Annotated in this window: 15 protein-coding genes; 9 read left to right on the top strand and 6 right to left on the bottom strand. The window is 66.6% G+C overall.

Annotated features, from left to right (window positions below):
- Positions 1–49: 49 nt before the first annotated feature.
- The 4 genes from surE to rpoS are packed head-to-tail and all read left to right on the top strand — an operon-like array spanning position 50 to position 3,331.
- Complete coding sequence (gene surE, locus H607_RS0103625; protein WP_028874302.1) at positions 50–808, top strand: 5'/3'-nucleotidase SurE; 759 nt, start codon at positions 50–52, stop codon at positions 806–808.
- Entirely contained in the window at positions 805–1,461 is a 657-nt protein-coding gene (locus H607_RS0103620) for a protein-L-isoaspartate(D-aspartate) O-methyltransferase (protein WP_083961920.1), read from the top strand. The genes surE and H607_RS0103620 overlap by 4 nt, the downstream gene beginning before the upstream one ends.
- Positions 1,462–1,484: 23 nt before the next feature.
- Positions 1,485–2,345: a peptidoglycan DD-metalloendopeptidase family protein gene (locus H607_RS0103615; RefSeq protein WP_051240619.1), complete on the top strand. Its 861-nt coding sequence runs from the start codon at positions 1,485–1,487 to the stop codon at positions 2,343–2,345.
- A gap of 14 nt (positions 2,346–2,359) precedes the next feature.
- On the top strand, positions 2,360–3,331 hold the full coding sequence (rpoS, locus tag H607_RS0103610) for an RNA polymerase sigma factor RpoS (RefSeq protein WP_083961919.1): 972 nt from the start codon (positions 2,360–2,362) through the stop codon (positions 3,329–3,331).
- Here rpoS and H607_RS11585 read toward each other — a convergent pair.
- From H607_RS11585 to H607_RS0103595, 3 genes are read right to left on the bottom strand one after another with little or no spacing between them, the layout of a single operon-like run.
- On the bottom strand, positions 3,313–5,340 hold the full coding sequence (locus H607_RS11585) for a transglutaminase TgpA family protein (RefSeq protein WP_051240618.1): 2,028 nt from the start codon (positions 5,338–5,340) through the stop codon (positions 3,313–3,315). The genes rpoS and H607_RS11585 overlap by 19 nt on opposite strands.
- Positions 5,337–6,320 carry a DUF58 domain-containing protein gene (locus H607_RS11580; protein ID WP_051240617.1) on the bottom strand — a complete coding sequence of 328 codons (984 nt, stop codon included), beginning with the start codon at positions 6,318–6,320 and terminating at the stop codon, positions 5,337–5,339. Before H607_RS11580 ends, H607_RS11585 begins: the two co-directional genes overlap by 4 nt.
- The gene (locus H607_RS0103595; protein ID WP_028874298.1) at positions 6,317–7,240 is read right to left on the bottom strand and encodes an AAA family ATPase; all 924 of its coding nucleotides are present in this window, start codon (positions 7,238–7,240) and stop codon (positions 6,317–6,319) included. Before H607_RS0103595 ends, H607_RS11580 begins: the two co-directional genes overlap by 4 nt.
- 109 nt (positions 7,241–7,349) lie before the next feature.
- Between H607_RS0103595 and H607_RS0103590 the strand changes: the two genes are divergently transcribed.
- From H607_RS0103590 to H607_RS0103570, 5 genes are read left to right on the top strand one after another with little or no spacing between them, the layout of a single operon-like run.
- Positions 7,350–8,276, top strand: coding sequence for an arginase family protein (locus H607_RS0103590; protein ID WP_028874297.1), 927 nt, complete (start codon positions 7,350–7,352; stop codon positions 8,274–8,276).
- 52 nt (positions 8,277–8,328) lie between these two features.
- Entirely contained in the window at positions 8,329–9,213 is an 885-nt protein-coding gene (gene dapA / locus H607_RS0103585) for a 4-hydroxy-tetrahydrodipicolinate synthase (protein ID WP_028874296.1), read from the top strand.
- A gap of 18 nt (positions 9,214–9,231) precedes the next feature.
- Complete coding sequence (gene bamC / locus H607_RS0103580; RefSeq protein WP_028874295.1) at positions 9,232–10,374, top strand: outer membrane protein assembly factor BamC; 1,143 nt, start codon at positions 9,232–9,234, stop codon at positions 10,372–10,374.
- 5 nt (positions 10,375–10,379) lie between these two features.
- The gene (gene rlmD / locus H607_RS0103575; RefSeq protein WP_028874294.1) at positions 10,380–11,687 is read left to right on the top strand and encodes a 23S rRNA (uracil(1939)-C(5))-methyltransferase RlmD; all 1,308 of its coding nucleotides are present in this window, start codon (positions 10,380–10,382) and stop codon (positions 11,685–11,687) included.
- A gap of 9 nt (positions 11,688–11,696) precedes the next feature.
- Positions 11,697–12,068, top strand: coding sequence for a diacylglycerol kinase (locus tag H607_RS0103570; RefSeq protein ID WP_028874293.1), 372 nt, complete (start codon positions 11,697–11,699; stop codon positions 12,066–12,068).
- Position 12,069: 1 nt separating this feature from the next.
- Here H607_RS0103570 and H607_RS11575 read toward each other — a convergent pair whose 3' ends face one another.
- The 3 genes from H607_RS11575 to prfB form a co-directional block, all read right to left on the bottom strand.
- Positions 12,070–14,652 carry a [protein-PII] uridylyltransferase gene (locus H607_RS11575; RefSeq protein WP_051240616.1) on the bottom strand — a complete coding sequence of 861 codons (2,583 nt, stop codon included), beginning with the start codon at positions 14,650–14,652 and terminating at the stop codon, positions 12,070–12,072.
- Positions 14,636–15,463 (bottom strand): type I methionyl aminopeptidase, encoded by an 828-nt coding sequence (gene map, locus H607_RS0103560; RefSeq protein WP_028874292.1) that lies wholly within the window; start codon positions 15,461–15,463, stop codon positions 14,636–14,638. Before map ends, H607_RS11575 begins: the two co-directional genes overlap by 17 nt.
- 17 nt (positions 15,464–15,480) lie before the next feature.
- Positions 15,481–16,585 (bottom strand): peptide chain release factor 2 gene (gene prfB / locus H607_RS0103555; RefSeq protein ID WP_157381268.1). Its coding sequence is split into 2 segments (ribosomal slippage): positions 15,481–16,503 and positions 16,505–16,585, totalling 1,104 coding nucleotides; the frame shifts between segments, so codons are not numbered across the junction.
- Positions 16,586–16,604: the final 19 nt, after the last annotated feature.

The following is a 16,604-nucleotide window of genomic DNA, read 5'->3' as shown; positions in this document are numbered from 1 at the left end:
GGACCACTGTGGTAATATCGACACACGAACGATAGCCCGCGAACGATCCATGCGTTTCCTGCTCAGCAACGACGACGGTTATTTTTCTCCCGGCCTCGAGGCGCTCGCGCACACCTTGCGCACTCTGGGCGAGGTGACGGTGGTCGCCCCCGAGCGCGACCGCAGCGGGGCGAGCAATTCCCTCACGCTCGATCGTCCGCTCATCGTGCGGCGGGCGCCCAATGGGTTTTATTTCGTCAATGGCACGCCGAGCGATTGCGTACACCTCGCAGTGACCGGCATGCTCGACCTGCAGCCGGACATGGTCATCTCGGGCATCAACATCGGCGCGAACATGGGCGATGACACCGTCTATTCGGGCACGGTGGCCGCGGCAACCGAAGGCTATCTGTTGGGGGTGCCGTCGCTGGCCGTGTCGCTGGTGAGCAAGTCCCCCCAAGATTTTTCCACGGCGGCCTATGTCACGCGCCGGCTGGTCGAACGGCTCATGTCCCATCCTTTGTCGCAGCGGGCGGTGCTCCTGAACGTCAATATTCCCGACGTGCCGCTGCCCCGGTTGAAGGGGTATCGCGTCACGCGCTTGGGGCGGCGGCACAAGGCCGAAGCGGTGATTCCGGCGCAGAACCCGCGCGGTGAGACGGTCTATTGGATCGGCCCTGCGGGTAAGGCCGCCGAGGCAAGCGAGGGAACGGATTTTCATGCCGTGTCCGAGGGCTATGTCTCGATCACCCCCTTGCAAATGGATTTGACGCACTACGAGTTGCTGCCGGAGGTGGAGCGTTGGCTCCAGGAGACGGGCGCGCCATGAACCGGGTACCGGTGCGCTTCGATGGCATCTCGGCGCGGGCGCTCGAGCGTCTGCTCGAGAATCTGCGCCATGAGGGCATCCGCGACGAGCGGGTGCTCGAGGCGATGCGCCGCGTGCCGCGTCATCATTTCGTCGAGGAAGGGCTGCAGCCGCGTGCGTACGACGACATTGCGCTACCGATCGGCTTTCAGCAGACGATTTCCCAGCCCTATGTGGTGGCGCGGATGCTGGAGCTGCTGCTCGCCGGCCGCGAGGCGGGGCGGACGCTGGAAGTGGGGGTGGGGTGCGGGTACCAGACGGCGCTGCTCGCTCAACTCTCGCCGGAAGTCTATGGGATCGAGCGCATCCGGGCGCTGTTCGAACTCGCGCGGGAAAACCTTCGCCCGTTTCGCTTGGCGCACGTGCGCCTGAAACACGGCGATGGTATGCTGGGCCTGCCGGAAGTGGCGCCGTTCGACTCGATCGTCGTCGCCGCCGCCGCGCCCGTCGTCCCGCCGGCGCTCATCGAGCAGCTCGCCGAGGGCGGACGGCTGGTGATGCCGGTGGGCGATGCGGCGCAAACGCTGAGGGTGGTCGATCGAGTCTCTTCCGGTATCGTGATCGCGGAGCACGACCCGGTACGTTTCGTGCCTCTGTTGAATGGGGTGGGTTGAATGAATGCCGAAGGAGCCGTGAGATGACGAACGTGTGGAACCGCCGCGTGGCGTTCCTCTTGGGGTGGACGGTGGTTCTGGCTGGCTGTTCGAGCGCGGTCAAGGCGCCGGTGGCCGACCGTTCCACGGGAAGCCCATCGACCGCGTCGACGCCGGCCGCGAAGGCGCCGGAGGCGGCCTCCGGGCCGGTCTACCACGTCGTGCAGCCGGGCGAGACCTTGCGTGGCATCGCGCGGCAATACGGCGTGACGACGGAAGAGCTGATCTCCCTCAACCAGCTCTCCGATCCGAACCGCATCGTCGTCGGTCAGCGTCTGAAGATCCGCGAGGGAGCCGCGGCGGTGGCGAGCCCGGGGGCGGGGGTGCAGGTGGTGCCGGTACCGGTTGAAGGCGGGCCCGAAGCGGTGAGCGCGGCGCCGGTGGTCACCTCGCCAAAGGGAGGACGCACGGGGGCGGAAGCGACCCCTGCACCCGTCGCACCGAAAGCCGAGGACAAAGCGCCGGCGGCCGCGAGCGAGGGCTGGCAGTGGCCGGCCGACGGGCAGATTCTCACCCGATTCAACGGCACGACCGTCAAGGGGATCGACATCGGTGGCAAAGTGGGCGATCCGGTGCGCGCGGCCCTCGATGGCACGGTTTCCTATACCGGCGAGGGGATCGAGGGCTACGGGCTCATCGTCATCATCCAGCATCCCAACGATTACGTTTCGGTGTACGCCCACAACAGCAAGGTCCTCGTCAAGGAAGGCCAGCAGGTCAAGCGCGGCGAGGTGATTGCGGCCATGGGTCAGACCGGCAAGGACGTGAAGCAACCCAAATTGCATTTCCAGATCCGCAAGGCCGGACAGGCCATCGATCCGCTCAAACTCTTACCGCCACGCTGAGGAGGCGCGATGCCATGGAGGAGGAAGATGTCACCGGAGTCGGGGAGATTCCCGTTGGCGGGGAGCTGACGTGGTGGGACGACGAGGGCAGCGCCGACGAGGAGGTGCCGCCGGAGATCGCCGCCTTCGACGAAGAGGCGGCCGTCGACGATGAGCTCTTCTCGGACGTCACGCAGCGCTATCTCAACGAGATCGGCAGCTTTCCCTTGCTCTCAGCCGAGGAAGAGCGGCGGCTCGCGCAGCTCGCCAAGGAAGGGGACGAGCAGGCGCGCCGCACGATGATCGAGCGCAACCTTCGCCTGGTGGTGAGCATTGCCAAGCACTACCAGCACCGCGGACTGCCTTTCCTCGACCTGATCGAGGAGGGCAACTTGGGGTTGATGCACGCGCTGGAGAAGTTCGACCCTTCCCGAGGGTTCCGTTTTTCTACCTACGCCACGTGGTGGATCCGGCAGAACATCGAGCGGGCGATCATGAACCAGGGGCGCACGATCCGCCTGCCGATCCACGTGATGAAACGCATCAACCGGCTCTATCACGCGCGTCGGGCGGAAGCCACGGAAAACGGCGGTGAAACCCCCCAGTCGCTCGCCGAGCGCCTCGGGCGCCCCGTCGAGGAAGTCCACGAATTGCTTGCGCTGCTGGAGCCGACGGCCTCGCTCGATGCGCAGATCGACCGCGACACCGCGCGTTCTCTCGTCGAATTGGTGGCCGATGAGTCCAGCCTCAGTCCGGAAGAGCAGATCTACAACGCCGAACTCGAGGCGTTGGTGCAGCGCTGGCTCGACGCCTTGCCCCCGAAACATCGTTTCGTCGTCGTGCATCGCTACGGCCTGCGGGGCATCTTGCCCCACACGCTCGAAGATCTGTCCGATCAGATGGGGCTCACGCGCGAGCGGGTGCGCCAGATCCAGCTCGAATCCCTGCGTCGGCTGCGCCGCATGGCGCGTGAGTCGGGGCTCGACGGTCAGATGCTCTTTTCTTGACGCAGGCGCCGGCGCAGCCGGCGCAGGGCGTGTCGCATCGCGGCGGCGGCTTCATCCGCTTCCAGACGGCCACCGTAGCGGGCCGCGAGATAGGGGCGAATCACGGCGTCGATCGCATCGCGTGCTTCCGGGAAACGGTTCATCACTCGCCGGCCGTAGTCGAGTGGTCCCTCCGCGGGGGCGCGCGCCAAGCCGTGCCGTGCCATCAGACGGCAGAATCGCCGCCACTGCCGCTCCAGGGGATCGCGCGGTGCCGGCGGGCGCTGCAGCCACCAGACGAGCAGGGCGGTGAGCGCGAGCGCGATTCCCGTGGCGGCGAGCGCCCAGCCTAGGGCGCGATCCGACCTCCAGCCCAGGCGCTGCCACAGGCGATGCTGGCGTTCGGCGTCGAAACCCGCCACCCAAACGTTCCAGCCGTATTCCCAGGCTTCGAGCTGGGCGCGCAGGCGCCAGGCCCAGCGCCACTCGGGGCGCAGCAACAGGGGCAAGCCCTCGCGTTCGCCGAGTACTTCTCCCAGGGGACGTTCGGCGCGATCGGGCTGGGCGAAGGTGGTGGGATCGACGCGAACCCAGCCCCTCCGGGCGAGCCAAACTTCCACCCACGAGTGGGCATCCGCCTGGCGGATGACCCAGGTACCGTTGGCCGGATTGCGTTCCCCTCCGAGATAGCCGAGCACGATGCGGGCGGGAATTCCCGCGGCTCGAGCCATCACGGCAAACGCATCGGCGAAGTGCTCGCAGAATCCGGCGCGGGTGTCGAAGAGCACCTGGTCGGCGCTGTCGCGCTCCATGGGCGGAGGGGTCAGGGTATAGCGCAGTTGTCGCCTGCGGAAGAAGTCGGCGATGGCTTCCAGCCGGGCTTCGGGCTGGAGGTGCGCTTGGGCGATGGATTCCCCTGCTTCGCGGGTGCGCGGATTCGCCTGCGGCGGCAGGAAGGTCAAGGCGCGGATCGCGGTCGGCGTCAAAGTCTCGGGCAGCGGCTCGCCGGAGCGCGCCTCGCCCGTGAAGAGCGTGCGCTGCAGCAGCGGTTGCCGGGCACGCCAGGAACCGGTCGGAGTGCGCTCCACGTCCACCGCACCGCGCAGCACGTGGGTGCGCTCCAGGGTGAATATCCACGGCAGATCGGACGGCTCCTGCAGGCTGCGGTAGCGCACCTGAGCCGGCCCCTGCGTGGCGTCGAGCGCCGGGTTCGGCACGCGCCAGGGGGAGGGTTTCCAGCTGCGGCCGTCATAGACTTCGAGCACCGGGCCGCGCCAGTAGCGCGCGGAGGGTAGTTCTCCCTCGAGAACTTCGACGACGAAGGCGATTTCGTCGGAGCGGGCAAGGCTCGCGATGCTGCCGGCTTCCAACGTTTCGGACATCCCGGTGCGACCGGCGCGAGCGTCGGCGGGGAGCCCCCACAGCGGCCCCGGGACACGCGGCACCAGAATGAAGAGCAGCAATGCGAGCGGAATCGCCCGGACCATCGTCCTGCCGGCTTCGCGCTCGCCCTCACCGCCGGGCGGGAGTGAAAAGGGGGAGAGCGCAAGCCGGGCGCAGGCCAGCAGCGTGAGCCCGGCCCCGGCGAAGACTGCCAGCGCGTGCAGCGGCGTCTGGCCCCGCAAGAAGACGGCCGTCAGCAGAAAGAGCGTGAGCGAGGCGATCAGGCGTTCGTCCCGTTCGCTGCGCGCCTCGAGCCATTTGAGCCACACCAGCAGGGCGACGAGGGCGACGCCCGGTTCCTGGCCGAACCAGTAGCCGTACTGCCAGCGTACGCCGAGCGCGCAGGCCAGGCCCGTGAGCCACAGGCGCCAACCGGTGAGCGCCCCGGCTCCCTGGCGACGGCGCATGAACCAGACGAAGGCAAGGAGGGCGATGCCGGCCTGGATACCCGGAGGGAATTCCTCGAACTGACTCCCCAGGGCGAGCACGAGGGCGAGGGCGAGCGGGGCGGCGGCCGTGCCGGCCAGCGGCCCAGTAAGCAGGGAAAGCGCACGAAACCGCCGTGCGATCGGTGCCGGCAGGATCATGCCGCCTCCGGGGGAAAGAGAGCGAGGCGGCGCAGCACGGCGTGCAGATGGACTTCTCCCCGATCCGGCGGTATAAGGCCGTCGGGCAACTCCACGCCGAAAGCCATGCCCTGGCGATGCGCGGCAAGGACCCAAGCGCACAAGCGCGACAGGCGCGCTTCCGTCTCTCCGGCCTCCACGGTGTCGCTCCAGCGCAGTAACACGATACCTCCGCCCGGACTTTCCCGCTTGGTCAGCATGCGTGGCCCCCCGCGGGCGACGATTTTCCAGACCACGCGCCGCAGCGGTTCACCCGCCGTCCAGGGGCGGAGATCGGTGAAATCTTCCTCTCCGGGGAGAGCGGCCGGCGAAGGCGCATTCGTCCCGTCGGACAAAGACGCGGTCGCGGGCCAGGGCGGGGCTTCGGGTTCGGGGCGGGGATAGACCCAAGCCGTGGCCGCGGGCCACAGCACCGTCCAGGCGCGAAACCAGCCGAAGGGATGGCGCGTGGCGACGACGAGGCGACCAAGGCGCTGCAGGCCGCGTTGCTCGGCTTGTTGTTCGAGAAAAGCCCGAACGGATCCGGTGGAGGGGGTGAGCAGGGCACAGGCATGCGATGAAGGGGCCGTGAGTTCCAACGGACGGAAACGCGCCACCTCGGAGCGCAGCGTCACCGGCCAGCGCAGGATCGCACCGGCGAACGCGGCTCCGGGTTCGCCGACGCCGATCGTCACGCCGCGCAGGGTGGCGGCCGTGGCCGGGATCGCCACCACCGCGACGGCGGCGAGCCAGAAGACGAGGGCGTGCCCCAGTGAGAGCGAATAATTGATGGCGAGCAGCCAGAGCACGAACAGGGTGAGGGCGTAACTGGCCCCGGCCGCGGTGGGAAGAATGTAGAGGGTGCGGTGTGTGACGGTGAACGTGCCCCCGGGCGCGGCGGCGCGGCGGCGCTGCCAGCTTTCCAGCCATCCCCGCCAGGGCGCGGCGCCACGCGGGATCACGGCACGGGCACCGCGGCGAGGATGCGGGCCGCCGTTTCCTTGGCGGCCTCGCGTTCACCGCCCCGAAGTACCAGACGATGGGCGGTGGCGGCGACGAACACGGCCTGCACGTCTTCGGGCAGGGCAAACTCGCGTCCCGCGAGAAAGGCGTGGGCGCGGGCCGCGGCGAGCAGGGCAAGCCCCCCGCGCGGGCTCAAACCGAGCCGCACGCCCGGGTGCGTGCGCGTTTCCCGTACGAGCGAGAGCACGTAGTCGAGGAGCGCCTCGCGCACCGTCAGGGAACGCACGGCGGCTTGCCAGGTACGCAGCTCGGCGGCGTCCGCCAACGGGCGCAGGGCCGCCAATGCGGCAGTGCCGCCTTCACCAGCGAGCAGGCGTTTTTCCACTTCCGGCGGCGGATAGCCGATCTCCAGGCGCAGCAGGAAACGATCCAGCTCGCTCTCCGGCAAGGGGTAAGTGCCCACCTGTTCGAGGGGGTTCTGCGTGGCGATCACGCAGAACGGGTCGGGCAGGGGATGCGAGATGCCGTCGACGGTGACCTGGCGCTCGGCCATGGCCTCGAGCAGGGCGCTCTGCGTCTTGGGCGAGGCGCGGTTGAGCTCGTCGGCGAGCAGCACTTGATGGAAGATCGGACCCGGCACGAAACGCAGTTCCCGACGCACCTCGTCATACATCGACAGCCCCAGGAGGTCGGACGGCAGCAAGTCGTTCGTCCCCTGCACGCGGCCGAAGTCGAGTCCGAAGACCCGGGCGAGCGCCTGGGCCAGGGTCGTCTTGCCGACGCCGGGCAGATCTTCGAGCAGGAGATGGCCGCCGGCAAGCAGACCGGCAAGGGCCAGACGGACCGTCGCTTCCTTGCCCAAAAGCACAGATTCCAGGGTCTGGCGGATCGCGCACAGGCGTTCGAATGAAGGGCTCATCGCGGGAGATTGTCAGCCAGGAAGAAAGGCCCGATAATAGCCGATACGGACGGGCGAAGTGGAGGAGACGGCCCTGGGAGCCCGCCCGCTCAAGGAGGGGATTCCCACGATGACGATGACCGCCCTGATCACCCATCGCGATTGCGCCTTGCACGAGATGGGTTCCTATCACCCCGAATGTCCCGAGCGGCTGGCGGCGATCCAGGATCGCCTGATCGCCACCGGCCTCGACCAGTACCTCGTCTATTACGATGCGCCTTTGGCCGAGCGTGAGCACCTCCTGCGGGCGCACACTGCCGAGTATCTCGACGCCCTCATTGCCAGTGCTCCGGAGAAGGGCTTGGTGCACCTCGACCCGGACACGGCCATGAATCCGCACACCCTGCGCGCGGCGCTGCGCGCGGCCGGCGCCGGTGTGCTCGCCGTCGATTTGGTGATGAAGGGGGAAGTGGAGAACGCCTTTTGCCTCGTGCGTCCGCCCGGCCACCACGCCGAACGCGGCAAGGCGATGGGTTTTTGCTTCTTCAACAACGTGGCCGTGGCCGCGCTGCATGCGCTGGAGGCGCACGGCCTCGAGCGGGTGGCCATCGTCGATTTCGACGTGCATCATGGCAACGGGACGGAAGACATTTTTCGTGACGACCCGCGGGCGATGATGGTGAGCATTTTCCAGCACCCCTTTTATCCGTATTGCGGCACCGAGGATCCCCCCAGACACATGGTCAACATTCCGGTGCCGGCGGGAACCCGGGGAGACGCCTTCCGTCAAATCGTCTGGGACATCTGGATCCCGGCCTTGCGCGAGCACCAGCCGCAGATGATCTTCATCTCGGCGGGGTTCGACTCACATTACGAAGACGACATGGGCGGATTGGGACTCGTGGAGAACGATTATTTCTGGGTGACACAACAACTCATGGATTTGGCGAAGGAATGTGGTCACCGACGTATCGTCTCCACGCTCGAGGGTGGCTACAATCTCTCCTCGCTCGCGCGCTCCGCGGCCGCCCATATCAAGGCCCTCGCGGAAAGCTGAATCTCCGACGTACAATACGCATCTTGCGCAACTTTTTGCAGGAACCGCTCGCATGAACCGCATCACCGGCTCCCTGGTCGCCATCGTCACTCCCATGCACGAAGACGGCAGCCTCGACCAGGAGCGATTCAAATCCCTGATCGATTGGCACATTGCCGAAGGGACTGACGCCATCGTCGTGGTCGGCACCACCGGCGAATCGCCCACCGTCTCGTTCGAAGAGCACGTCGAGCTCATCCGCGTGGCCGTGGCGCACGCCGCCGGGCGCATTCCCATCATCGCCGGCACGGGGGCCAACGCCACGCGTGAAGCGATCTACCTCGCCCAGGCGGCGAAGGAGGCCGGGGCCACGGCGCATCTCTCGGTCGTGCCCTATTACAATCGTCCGACGCAGGAGGGCCTCTACCGGCATTTCCGTGCCATCGCCGAGGCGGTGGATCTGCCGATGATCCTCTACAACGTGCCGGGGCGCACCGTGGCCGATCTGGCCAACGACACGATCCTGCGTCTGGCGCAGATTCCCAACATCGTCGGCATCAAGGATGCCACCGGCAGCCTCGATCGCGCCTGCGATCTCATCGATCGGGCGCCCGAGGGGTTTCTGCTCTACTCCGGCGACGACATGACGGCGATGGCGTTCATGCTGCTCGGCGGCCACGGCACGATTTCGGTCACTGCCAACGTCGCGCCGCGCCTGATGCACGAAATGTGCGCCGCCGCGGTGGCGGGCGATGCCGTGCGGGCGCGCGAGTGCAACCAGAAGCTGGTCGGCCTGCACCGCGATCTCTTCTGCGAGGCCAACCCCATTCCGGTGAAATGGGCGCTGGCGCGCATGGGGAGAATTGCCGAAGGGATCCGCTTGCCGCTCACCCCTTTGTCTTCCGTCTACCACGACCGTGTGCGCGCTGCCCTGGCGCGTGCCGGTATCACGCTTTGATCTCTTGGAAACGACTGCATGAAGCCTTTTTTCTCACGCGAACTGGCCGGCTCGCTCGCGGCGCTGGCGGCCGTCGGCGTGCTCTCCGGTTGCAGCAGCAGCGAGCTGCTCCAAGGCAAAAAAATCGATTATCGCAGTGAGCAGAAGGTGGCACCGCTCGAGGTGCCTCCCGATCTCATCTCTCCGGCCAAGGACGACAAGTTCGTCGTGCCGACCACCGCCGGCAAGGGTGGGGCCACGTTTTCGGCCTACGTTGCCGAGCGCAACGCCCCCAAGGACGCTTCCCAGCGCGAGGTGCTGGTCGAGCCGAAGGCGGGCATGCGTATCGAGCGCGCCGGCACACAGCGCTGGCTCGTGGTCGAAGGCACACCCGACGCGGTTTGGCCGAAACTGCGGGATTTCTGGCTCACGATGGGTTTTTCGCTGGCAGTCGATCGGCCCGACATCGGCGTGCTCGAGACCGACTGGGCGGAGAACCGGGCGAAGATCCCGCAAGACTTCATCCGCAATACGCTCGGCAAGCTCGTCGACAGTATCTACTCCACGCCCGAGCGTGACAAATTCCGCATGCGCATCGAACCGGGCAAGCGTCCCGGTGAGATCGAGATCTACATCTCGCACCGTGGCATGCAGGAAATCTATCCGAGCGAGGCCAAGGATCGCACGATCTGGCAGCCGCGGCCACCCGATCCCGATCTCGAAGCCGAGATGCTGCGCCGCCTCATGGTCTATCTCGGCGTGAAGGAAGAGCAAGCGCAGCAGATGCTGGCGCAGGCCCAGCCCAACCAGCGCGCGCGACTCGAGACCGACGGCAACGTCGCCCGCCTCGTGGTCGACGACAACTTCGACCGGGCCTGGCGGCGTACGGGCCTGGCGCTCGACCGCATCGGGTTCACCGTCGAGGATCGCGATCCGGCGAAGGGAGTTTATACCGTGCGCTACCTCGATCCGGACGTCGATACCGGCGAGAGCAAAGGGTGGTTCTCGCGCCTCGCGTTCTGGAAGGGCAGCGACAAGCCGCAGCAGAATTCGCAATACCGCGTGCGCGTGCAAGGGCAGGGCGACACGGCGGTGGTGCAGGTGCTCACACCCGACAGCCAGCCGGATACCTCGAAGACGGCCAAGCAGATCCTCGAGCTGCTCTACGAAGAGCTGAAGTAAGGCCGATGGATCGGGTCCGCATCGAATCGCTCGACCTCGAGGGTCGCGGCGTGGCGCACGTCGAGGGCAAGGCCGTCTTCATCGAAGGGGCGCTGCCCGGCGAGCTGGTCGAGTTCACCGTAGTGCGGCGCCGTCCGAGCTACGAGCTGGGGCGGCTCACGCGAGTGGTTCGTCCCTCCAGCCAGCGCATCGCGCCGCGTTGCCCGCACTTCGGCGTGTGCGGCGGCTGCGCCCTGCAACACTTCGAACCGGCGGCACAGGTGGCGGCCAAGCAACGGGTGCTGGAAGACGCGCTGTGGCACATCGCTCGCGTGCGTCCCGCCCGGCTGCTCGCACCGATCCACGGGCCTTACTGGGGCTACCGTAGCCGCGCGCGCATCGGGGTGCGCTTGGTGCCGAAGAAAGGCGGCGTGCTCGTGGGGTTTCGCGAGCGCAAGAGCAGCTACATCGCCGACATGACGCGCTGCGAGATCCTGCCGCCGCACGTCTCGGCGTTGCTGCCGACGCTGCGCACCCTCATCGGTGAGCTTTCTTGCCCCGACCGCATCCCCCAGCTGGAAGTGGCGGTGGGGGACGACGGGACCACCGTCCTCGTCTTTCGCCATCTGGTGCCGTTGCTGCCGGTCGATTTGGAGGCGCTCCGTGCCTTCGGGGCGCAGCACGGGGTGCAGGTGTGGTTGCAGCCGAAGGGGCCGGATTCGATCGTCCCGCTCTTTCTCGGCGAGGGGCGGCCTCTGGCCTACCGGTTGCCCGAGTTCGGCCTGACGCTGCGGTTCACGCCCACCGATTTCACCCAGGTGAACGTGACCGTCAACCGCTTGCTGGTGCGCCGCGCGATCGATCTGCTCGAGCCGCGCGCCGGGGAGCGCATCGCTGATTTCTTCTGCGGGCTGGGGAACTTCAGCCTGCCGATCGCCCGCCGGGGCGCGCAGGTGCTGGGCATCGAGGGTTCGGAGGCGCTGGTGGCGCGCGCTCTGGAAAACGCGCACACGAACGGCCTGGCCGAACGTTGCCGGTTCGATGCCGCCAACCTCTTCACCGTCACGCCCGACAGCCTCGCCGCGCTCGGTGCCTTCGACAAGTGGCTGGTGGATCCGCCGCGCGACGGGGCGATCGAGCTCGTCAAGGCGATCGATCCGGCCCGGGGGCCGCGCCGCATCGTCTATGTCTCGTGCAATCCGGCCACGCTCGCGCGCGACGCAGCGGTGCTGGTGCATGAGAAGGGCTATCGGCTGGAATCGGCCGGGGTGGCGAACATGTTCCCGCACACGGCGCACGTCGAGTCGATCGCGCGCTTCGAGCGGGTGGGCTGAGGGCGGATCGTGCGCAAGAACGAGGGAGGATGGCGGCACGCGCTCGTCGCCTTCGTCTATTCTTGGCAAGGATTGCGTGCGGCCTGGCGCCATGAGATCGCATTCCGCCAGGAGGTGATCATCTTCCTGTGTGCCGTGCCGGCGGCGTTCTGGCTGGGCAGGAGCGCCGCCGAACGGGGGCTGCTGCTTGCCGCGACGCTGGCGGTGCTCGCCGTCGAGGTCCTCAATTCCAGCTTGGAATCCCTGTGTGACCTCGTCTCACCGCAGCACCATCCGCTTGCCGGCCGCGCCAAGGACTTGGGGAGTGCGGCGGTGCTGCTCACCATCCTGTGTGCCGTGCTCATTTGGGGCGGGGTGCTGTGGGATCGTTTCGTTCCTTGAGCTAGTTCGAGGGTAGGTCGATCGCGCGGGCGAGCTCGGCCACCAGGGCATTGCGCCGCTCGGGTGCTTCGAGAATCCCGCCGCGGATGAGGAAGGTGTCTTCGGCACGTTCCCCCAGCGTATCGATGCGCGCCATGTCGATGGCGATGCCGTGGCGCGCGAGCGTGCGCACGATCTTGTAGAGCAGTCCCGGCTGGTCGACGGCGGTCACGCTCAGCACGTAGTGCTGGCCGCGCTCGTCCGGACGCAAATGGATTTGGGGCGGGAAAGGGAAATGGCGGACGAGGCGCGGCAGGCGCCGTGCGCCGAGATCGGGCTCCGGCGGGGGGCCTTGCTGCATCAGCCGCCGGGGGAGTTCATATTCGAGCAAAGGCAAAAGTTCGCGCGCCGGAAGGTCGTCCGGAGCCTGCAACACGAAGCTGTCGAGCGCATGGCCGGCATGGGTGGTGTGGATTTTCGCTTCCCAGACGTCCAACCCCAGCTGGGCGAGACCGGCGATGAGCCGCAAGAGTAGCTCGGGAGCGTCGCGGGTATACACCATGAGCTGGATACTGCCGGCATCGGGCAGCAGCCGGGCGCGCACTACCGGCTCTTCCTGTTGGAAACGGCCGTAGAGGATGCGGGTATGCCATGCGATCTCTTCGGCGGAGTGTCGCAGGAAGTAGGCGGTGTCGAGCGTGCGCCAGAAAGGGGTCTCGGCTTCCGGCCGCAGGCCGTAGAAGCGCAGCAGCCGGCGGGCGTCTTCGAGCCGGGCGGTGAGCGGATCGTGCGCGAGGCCCTGGCGGCGCTGGCGCAGATGGCGGCGCGTCGTCTCGAACAGATCCTGCAGTAAGCGCTCTTTCCACGGCGTCCACACTTTCGGACTGGTGCCGCGGATGTCGGCGTGGGTGAGCAGATAGAGGGCGATGAGGCGACGTTCGTCCCCCACGAGCGTGGCGAAGCGCGCCACCACCTCCGGATCGCTGATGTCTTCTTTTTGCGCGGTGCGCGACATGTCCAGGTGATGGCGCACGAGCCAGACGACGAGTTCGGCCTCTGGCGCAGCGAGCCGGTGTTCGCGGCAGAATCGTTCGGCCTCCTGAGCACCGATGAGGCAGTGATCGCCCCCTCGTCCTTTGCCGATGTCGTGGAAAAGCGCGGCGAGGTAGAGCAACCAAGGCTGTCCGAACTCGAACATCAGCGCATTCATCGCCGGATATTCGTGCGCATGCTCTCCCATGGTGAAGCAGCGCAAGTTGCGTACGACCATCAGCGTGTGGGTATCGACGGTGTAGGCGTGGTAGAGGTCATACTGCATCTGGCAGATGATGCGCCGCCAGGGAGGGAGGTAGCGTGAGAGAATGCCGAACTGATTCATCCGCCGCAGACCATGCACGATGCCGCGGCGTTGTTTCAGGAGGTCGAGGAAGAGCGCCTGGTGGCGGGGCTCGAGGTGATAGGCCTCGTCGATGAGCTCGCGGTGCGCCCAGAGCAACCGCAGGGTGCGGGCGGTGAGGTCGGTGAGCTCGCTTCTTTGCGCGAGCAGCAGGAAGACTTCGAGCAGTGCCTCGGGGTGACGCAGAAAAACGTCCTCGCTCACCACATCGAGCCGGTCGCCCCGCTGCTGGAATCGCTCGTTGATGGGGAAGGGCAGGCGCTGGCGCTCGGGGAAGAGGGCTTCGGCGAAGGTAGCCATGAGGATGGCATTGACCTGCAGCACCTGTTTGGCGGTGAGGTAATAGCGCCGCATGAAGACTTCGGCCGGGCGACGACCCTCGCGCCCGGGAATACCCAAGCACTGTGCGAGTTTCTCTTGGTGATCGAACAGCAGACGATCTTCGGCACGGCGTGCGAGCAGGTGCAGGTGGATGCGTACGCGGACGAGAAAGCTCTGGCAGTGTGACAGCGCTTGCGCTTCGGCGGCAGTGAGCAGCCCTTTGGTAGCGAGCGCAGCCCAACCGCCACGGTAACCGAGCGCCCGGGCGATCCAGATGAGGAGCTGGAGGTCGCGCAATCCGCCGGGGTGTTCCTTGCAATTGGGCTCGAGCGCGAAGGGCGAGCCGAGCATGCGGGCGTGGCGCTGCTCTTGCTCTTGGCGCTTGGCTTCATAGAAGGCGCGCGGATCGAGCCAAGCGCGGTAGCGTTCGCGGAACGTGCGATGGAGGGTGCGCGATCCAGCCACCAGGCGCGATTCGAGGAGCGTCGTGGCGACCGTGATGTCCTCATCGGCGAGCGCGAGCGACTGCTCGATCGTGCGCACGCTCGCCCCGACCTGCAAGCCCACGTCCCACAGCGCCGCCACGAGCGTGTGCACCCGTGCCTCGTCTTCGGCATCCGCCGTTTGGGCCAGCAGGATGAGGACGTCGATGTCGGAGTGGGGATAGAGTTCGCCGCGGCCGTAGCCGCCCACGGCCAGGAGCGCTGCGCCGCGCGGCAAGGGATGGGTTTCGAGCAGGCGACGCAGGGTTTCGTCGACCAGATGCGCATGGTGCGCGAGGTAACGCGTCGGGGAGAGGGTAGATTCGAGAAAGGCGCGTGCGAGCGCTTCGCGCCCGTTGGCGAGTTCATCCTTGAGAGGGGCGAGGTTCTCAGCCGATGAAACCATGGTCAAAACGCTCGCGCACGATTTCGGGTGGCGGCGGACAGCCAGGCGAGACGGTGAGCACTTCCACGCCGGTGTCGGTGACCAGCACCGCGTGTTCCCATTGTGCCGAGAGGCTGCGATCCTTGGTGATGACGGTCCAACCGTCGGGCAACACCGAGGTGGCCGCGCGTCCGGCGTTGATCATCGGCTCGATGGTGAAGATCATGCCGGGTTTGAGTTCGATGCCGGTGCCGGCTTTGCCGTAGTGCAGCACCTGCGGGTCTTCGTGGAACTTGCGCCCCACGCCATGGCCGCAGTATTCGCGCACCACGGAAAATCCGTGGCGCTCGGCGTGGCGCTGGATGGCGGCGCCGATGTCGCCCAAGCGCGCGCCGGGGCGTACCTGGGCGATGCCCAGCCACATGCACTCGAACGTCACCTCCACCAGCCGTTTGGCGAGGATGCTCGTCTCGCCGCCGACGATGAACATGCGGCTGGTATCACCATGCCATCCGTCCTTGATGACGGTGATGTCGATGTTGAGGATGTCGCCTTTCTTCAGTTTCTTCGGCGCGGGGATGCCGTGGCAGACGACGTGGTTGACCGAGGTGCAGATCGACTTGGGGTAGGGTCGGCTACCGCCGCCGGTGTAGTTGAGCGGCGCCGGGATGGTGCCCTGGACGTTGACCATGTAGTCGTGGCAGAGCCGGTCGAGTTCTTCCGTGGTCACGCCCGGCTGCACGTAGGGGGCGATGTAGTCGAGCACTTCGGCGGCCAGGCGCGAAGCGACGCGCATCTTTTCGTGGTCTTCGGGATTGGTGTAGATGGCCATCGTTGGTTCGTTTCCGGTCAGACGCCCTGTTTGAGCGAGGCTTCGATGAAGTCGTCGAGATCGCCGTCGAGCACGGCTTGGGTGTTTCCTACCTCGTAGCCGGTGCGCAGGTCCTTGATGCGCGACTGATCGAGCACGTAGGAGCGGATCTGGTGTCCCCAGCCGATGTCGCTCTTGCTCTCTTCGAGTTTTTGCTGCTCCTCGCGGCGCTTGCGCAATTCGTGCTCGTAGAGGCGGGCGCGCAGCATGGACATGGCCGCGGCCTTGTTCTTGTGCTGCGAGCGGTCGTTCTGACATTGCACGACGATGCCGGTGGGTAGGTGGGTGATGCGCACGGCCGAGTCGGTCCGGTTGACGTGCTGCCCGCCGGCGCCCGAGGCGCGGTAGGTGTCGATGCGCAGATCCGCCGGGTTGATCTCGATCTCGATGGAGTCGTCGACTTCGGGGTAGACGAAGACCGAGGCGAAGCTGGTGTGCCGTCGGGCGTTGGAGTCGAACGGGCTTTTGCGCACCAGGCGGTGGATGCCCGTCTCGGTGCGCAGATGCCCGTAGGCGTAGGGGCCGGAGACCTTGATGGTCGCGCTCTTGATGCCGGCCACTTCTCCTTCGGATTCTTCGAGCAGTTCGGTCTGGAAGCCTTTGCGTTCGCAGTAGCGCAAGTACATGCGCTCGAGCATCGCCGCCCAGTCCTGGGCTTCGGTGCCGCCGGCGCCGGCCTGGATCTCGATGAAACAGTTGCCCGGATCCATCGGGTCGGAGAACATCCGGCGCAGTTCGAGCTCGTGCAGCTTCGCATCCAGCGCGTCGACTTCGGGGATGAGCTGCTCGAGCGAGGATTCGTCGTTTTCTTCCTTGGCGAGCTCGAAGAGTTCGGCGAGCGCCTGGGCCGAGTCGGCCACTTCGTCGAGCGTCAGGACGATGTCTTCGAGTTCGCGCTTTTCCTTGCCGAGTTTTTGTGCCTGCTCGGGGTCGTTCCACACCGCCGGGTCTTCGAGTTCGCGGTTGACTTCTTCGAGCCGGCTTTTCTTCTCGGCGTAGTCAAAGATACCTCCGTAGGTCGGCGCCGCGCTCGGCGAGACCATGGATTCGGGCTTCGAGTTCGTTGATCGCTTGGGCGTCCATCGTTTCTCCTGGGAAATGG

Source organism: Tepidiphilus margaritifer DSM 15129 (genome assembly GCF_000425565.1).
In the GTDB taxonomy this organism is placed as follows: Bacteria; Pseudomonadota; Gammaproteobacteria; order Burkholderiales; family Rhodocyclaceae; genus Tepidiphilus; species Tepidiphilus margaritifer.
This window is presented reverse-complemented; position numbering and strand designations above follow the sequence as displayed.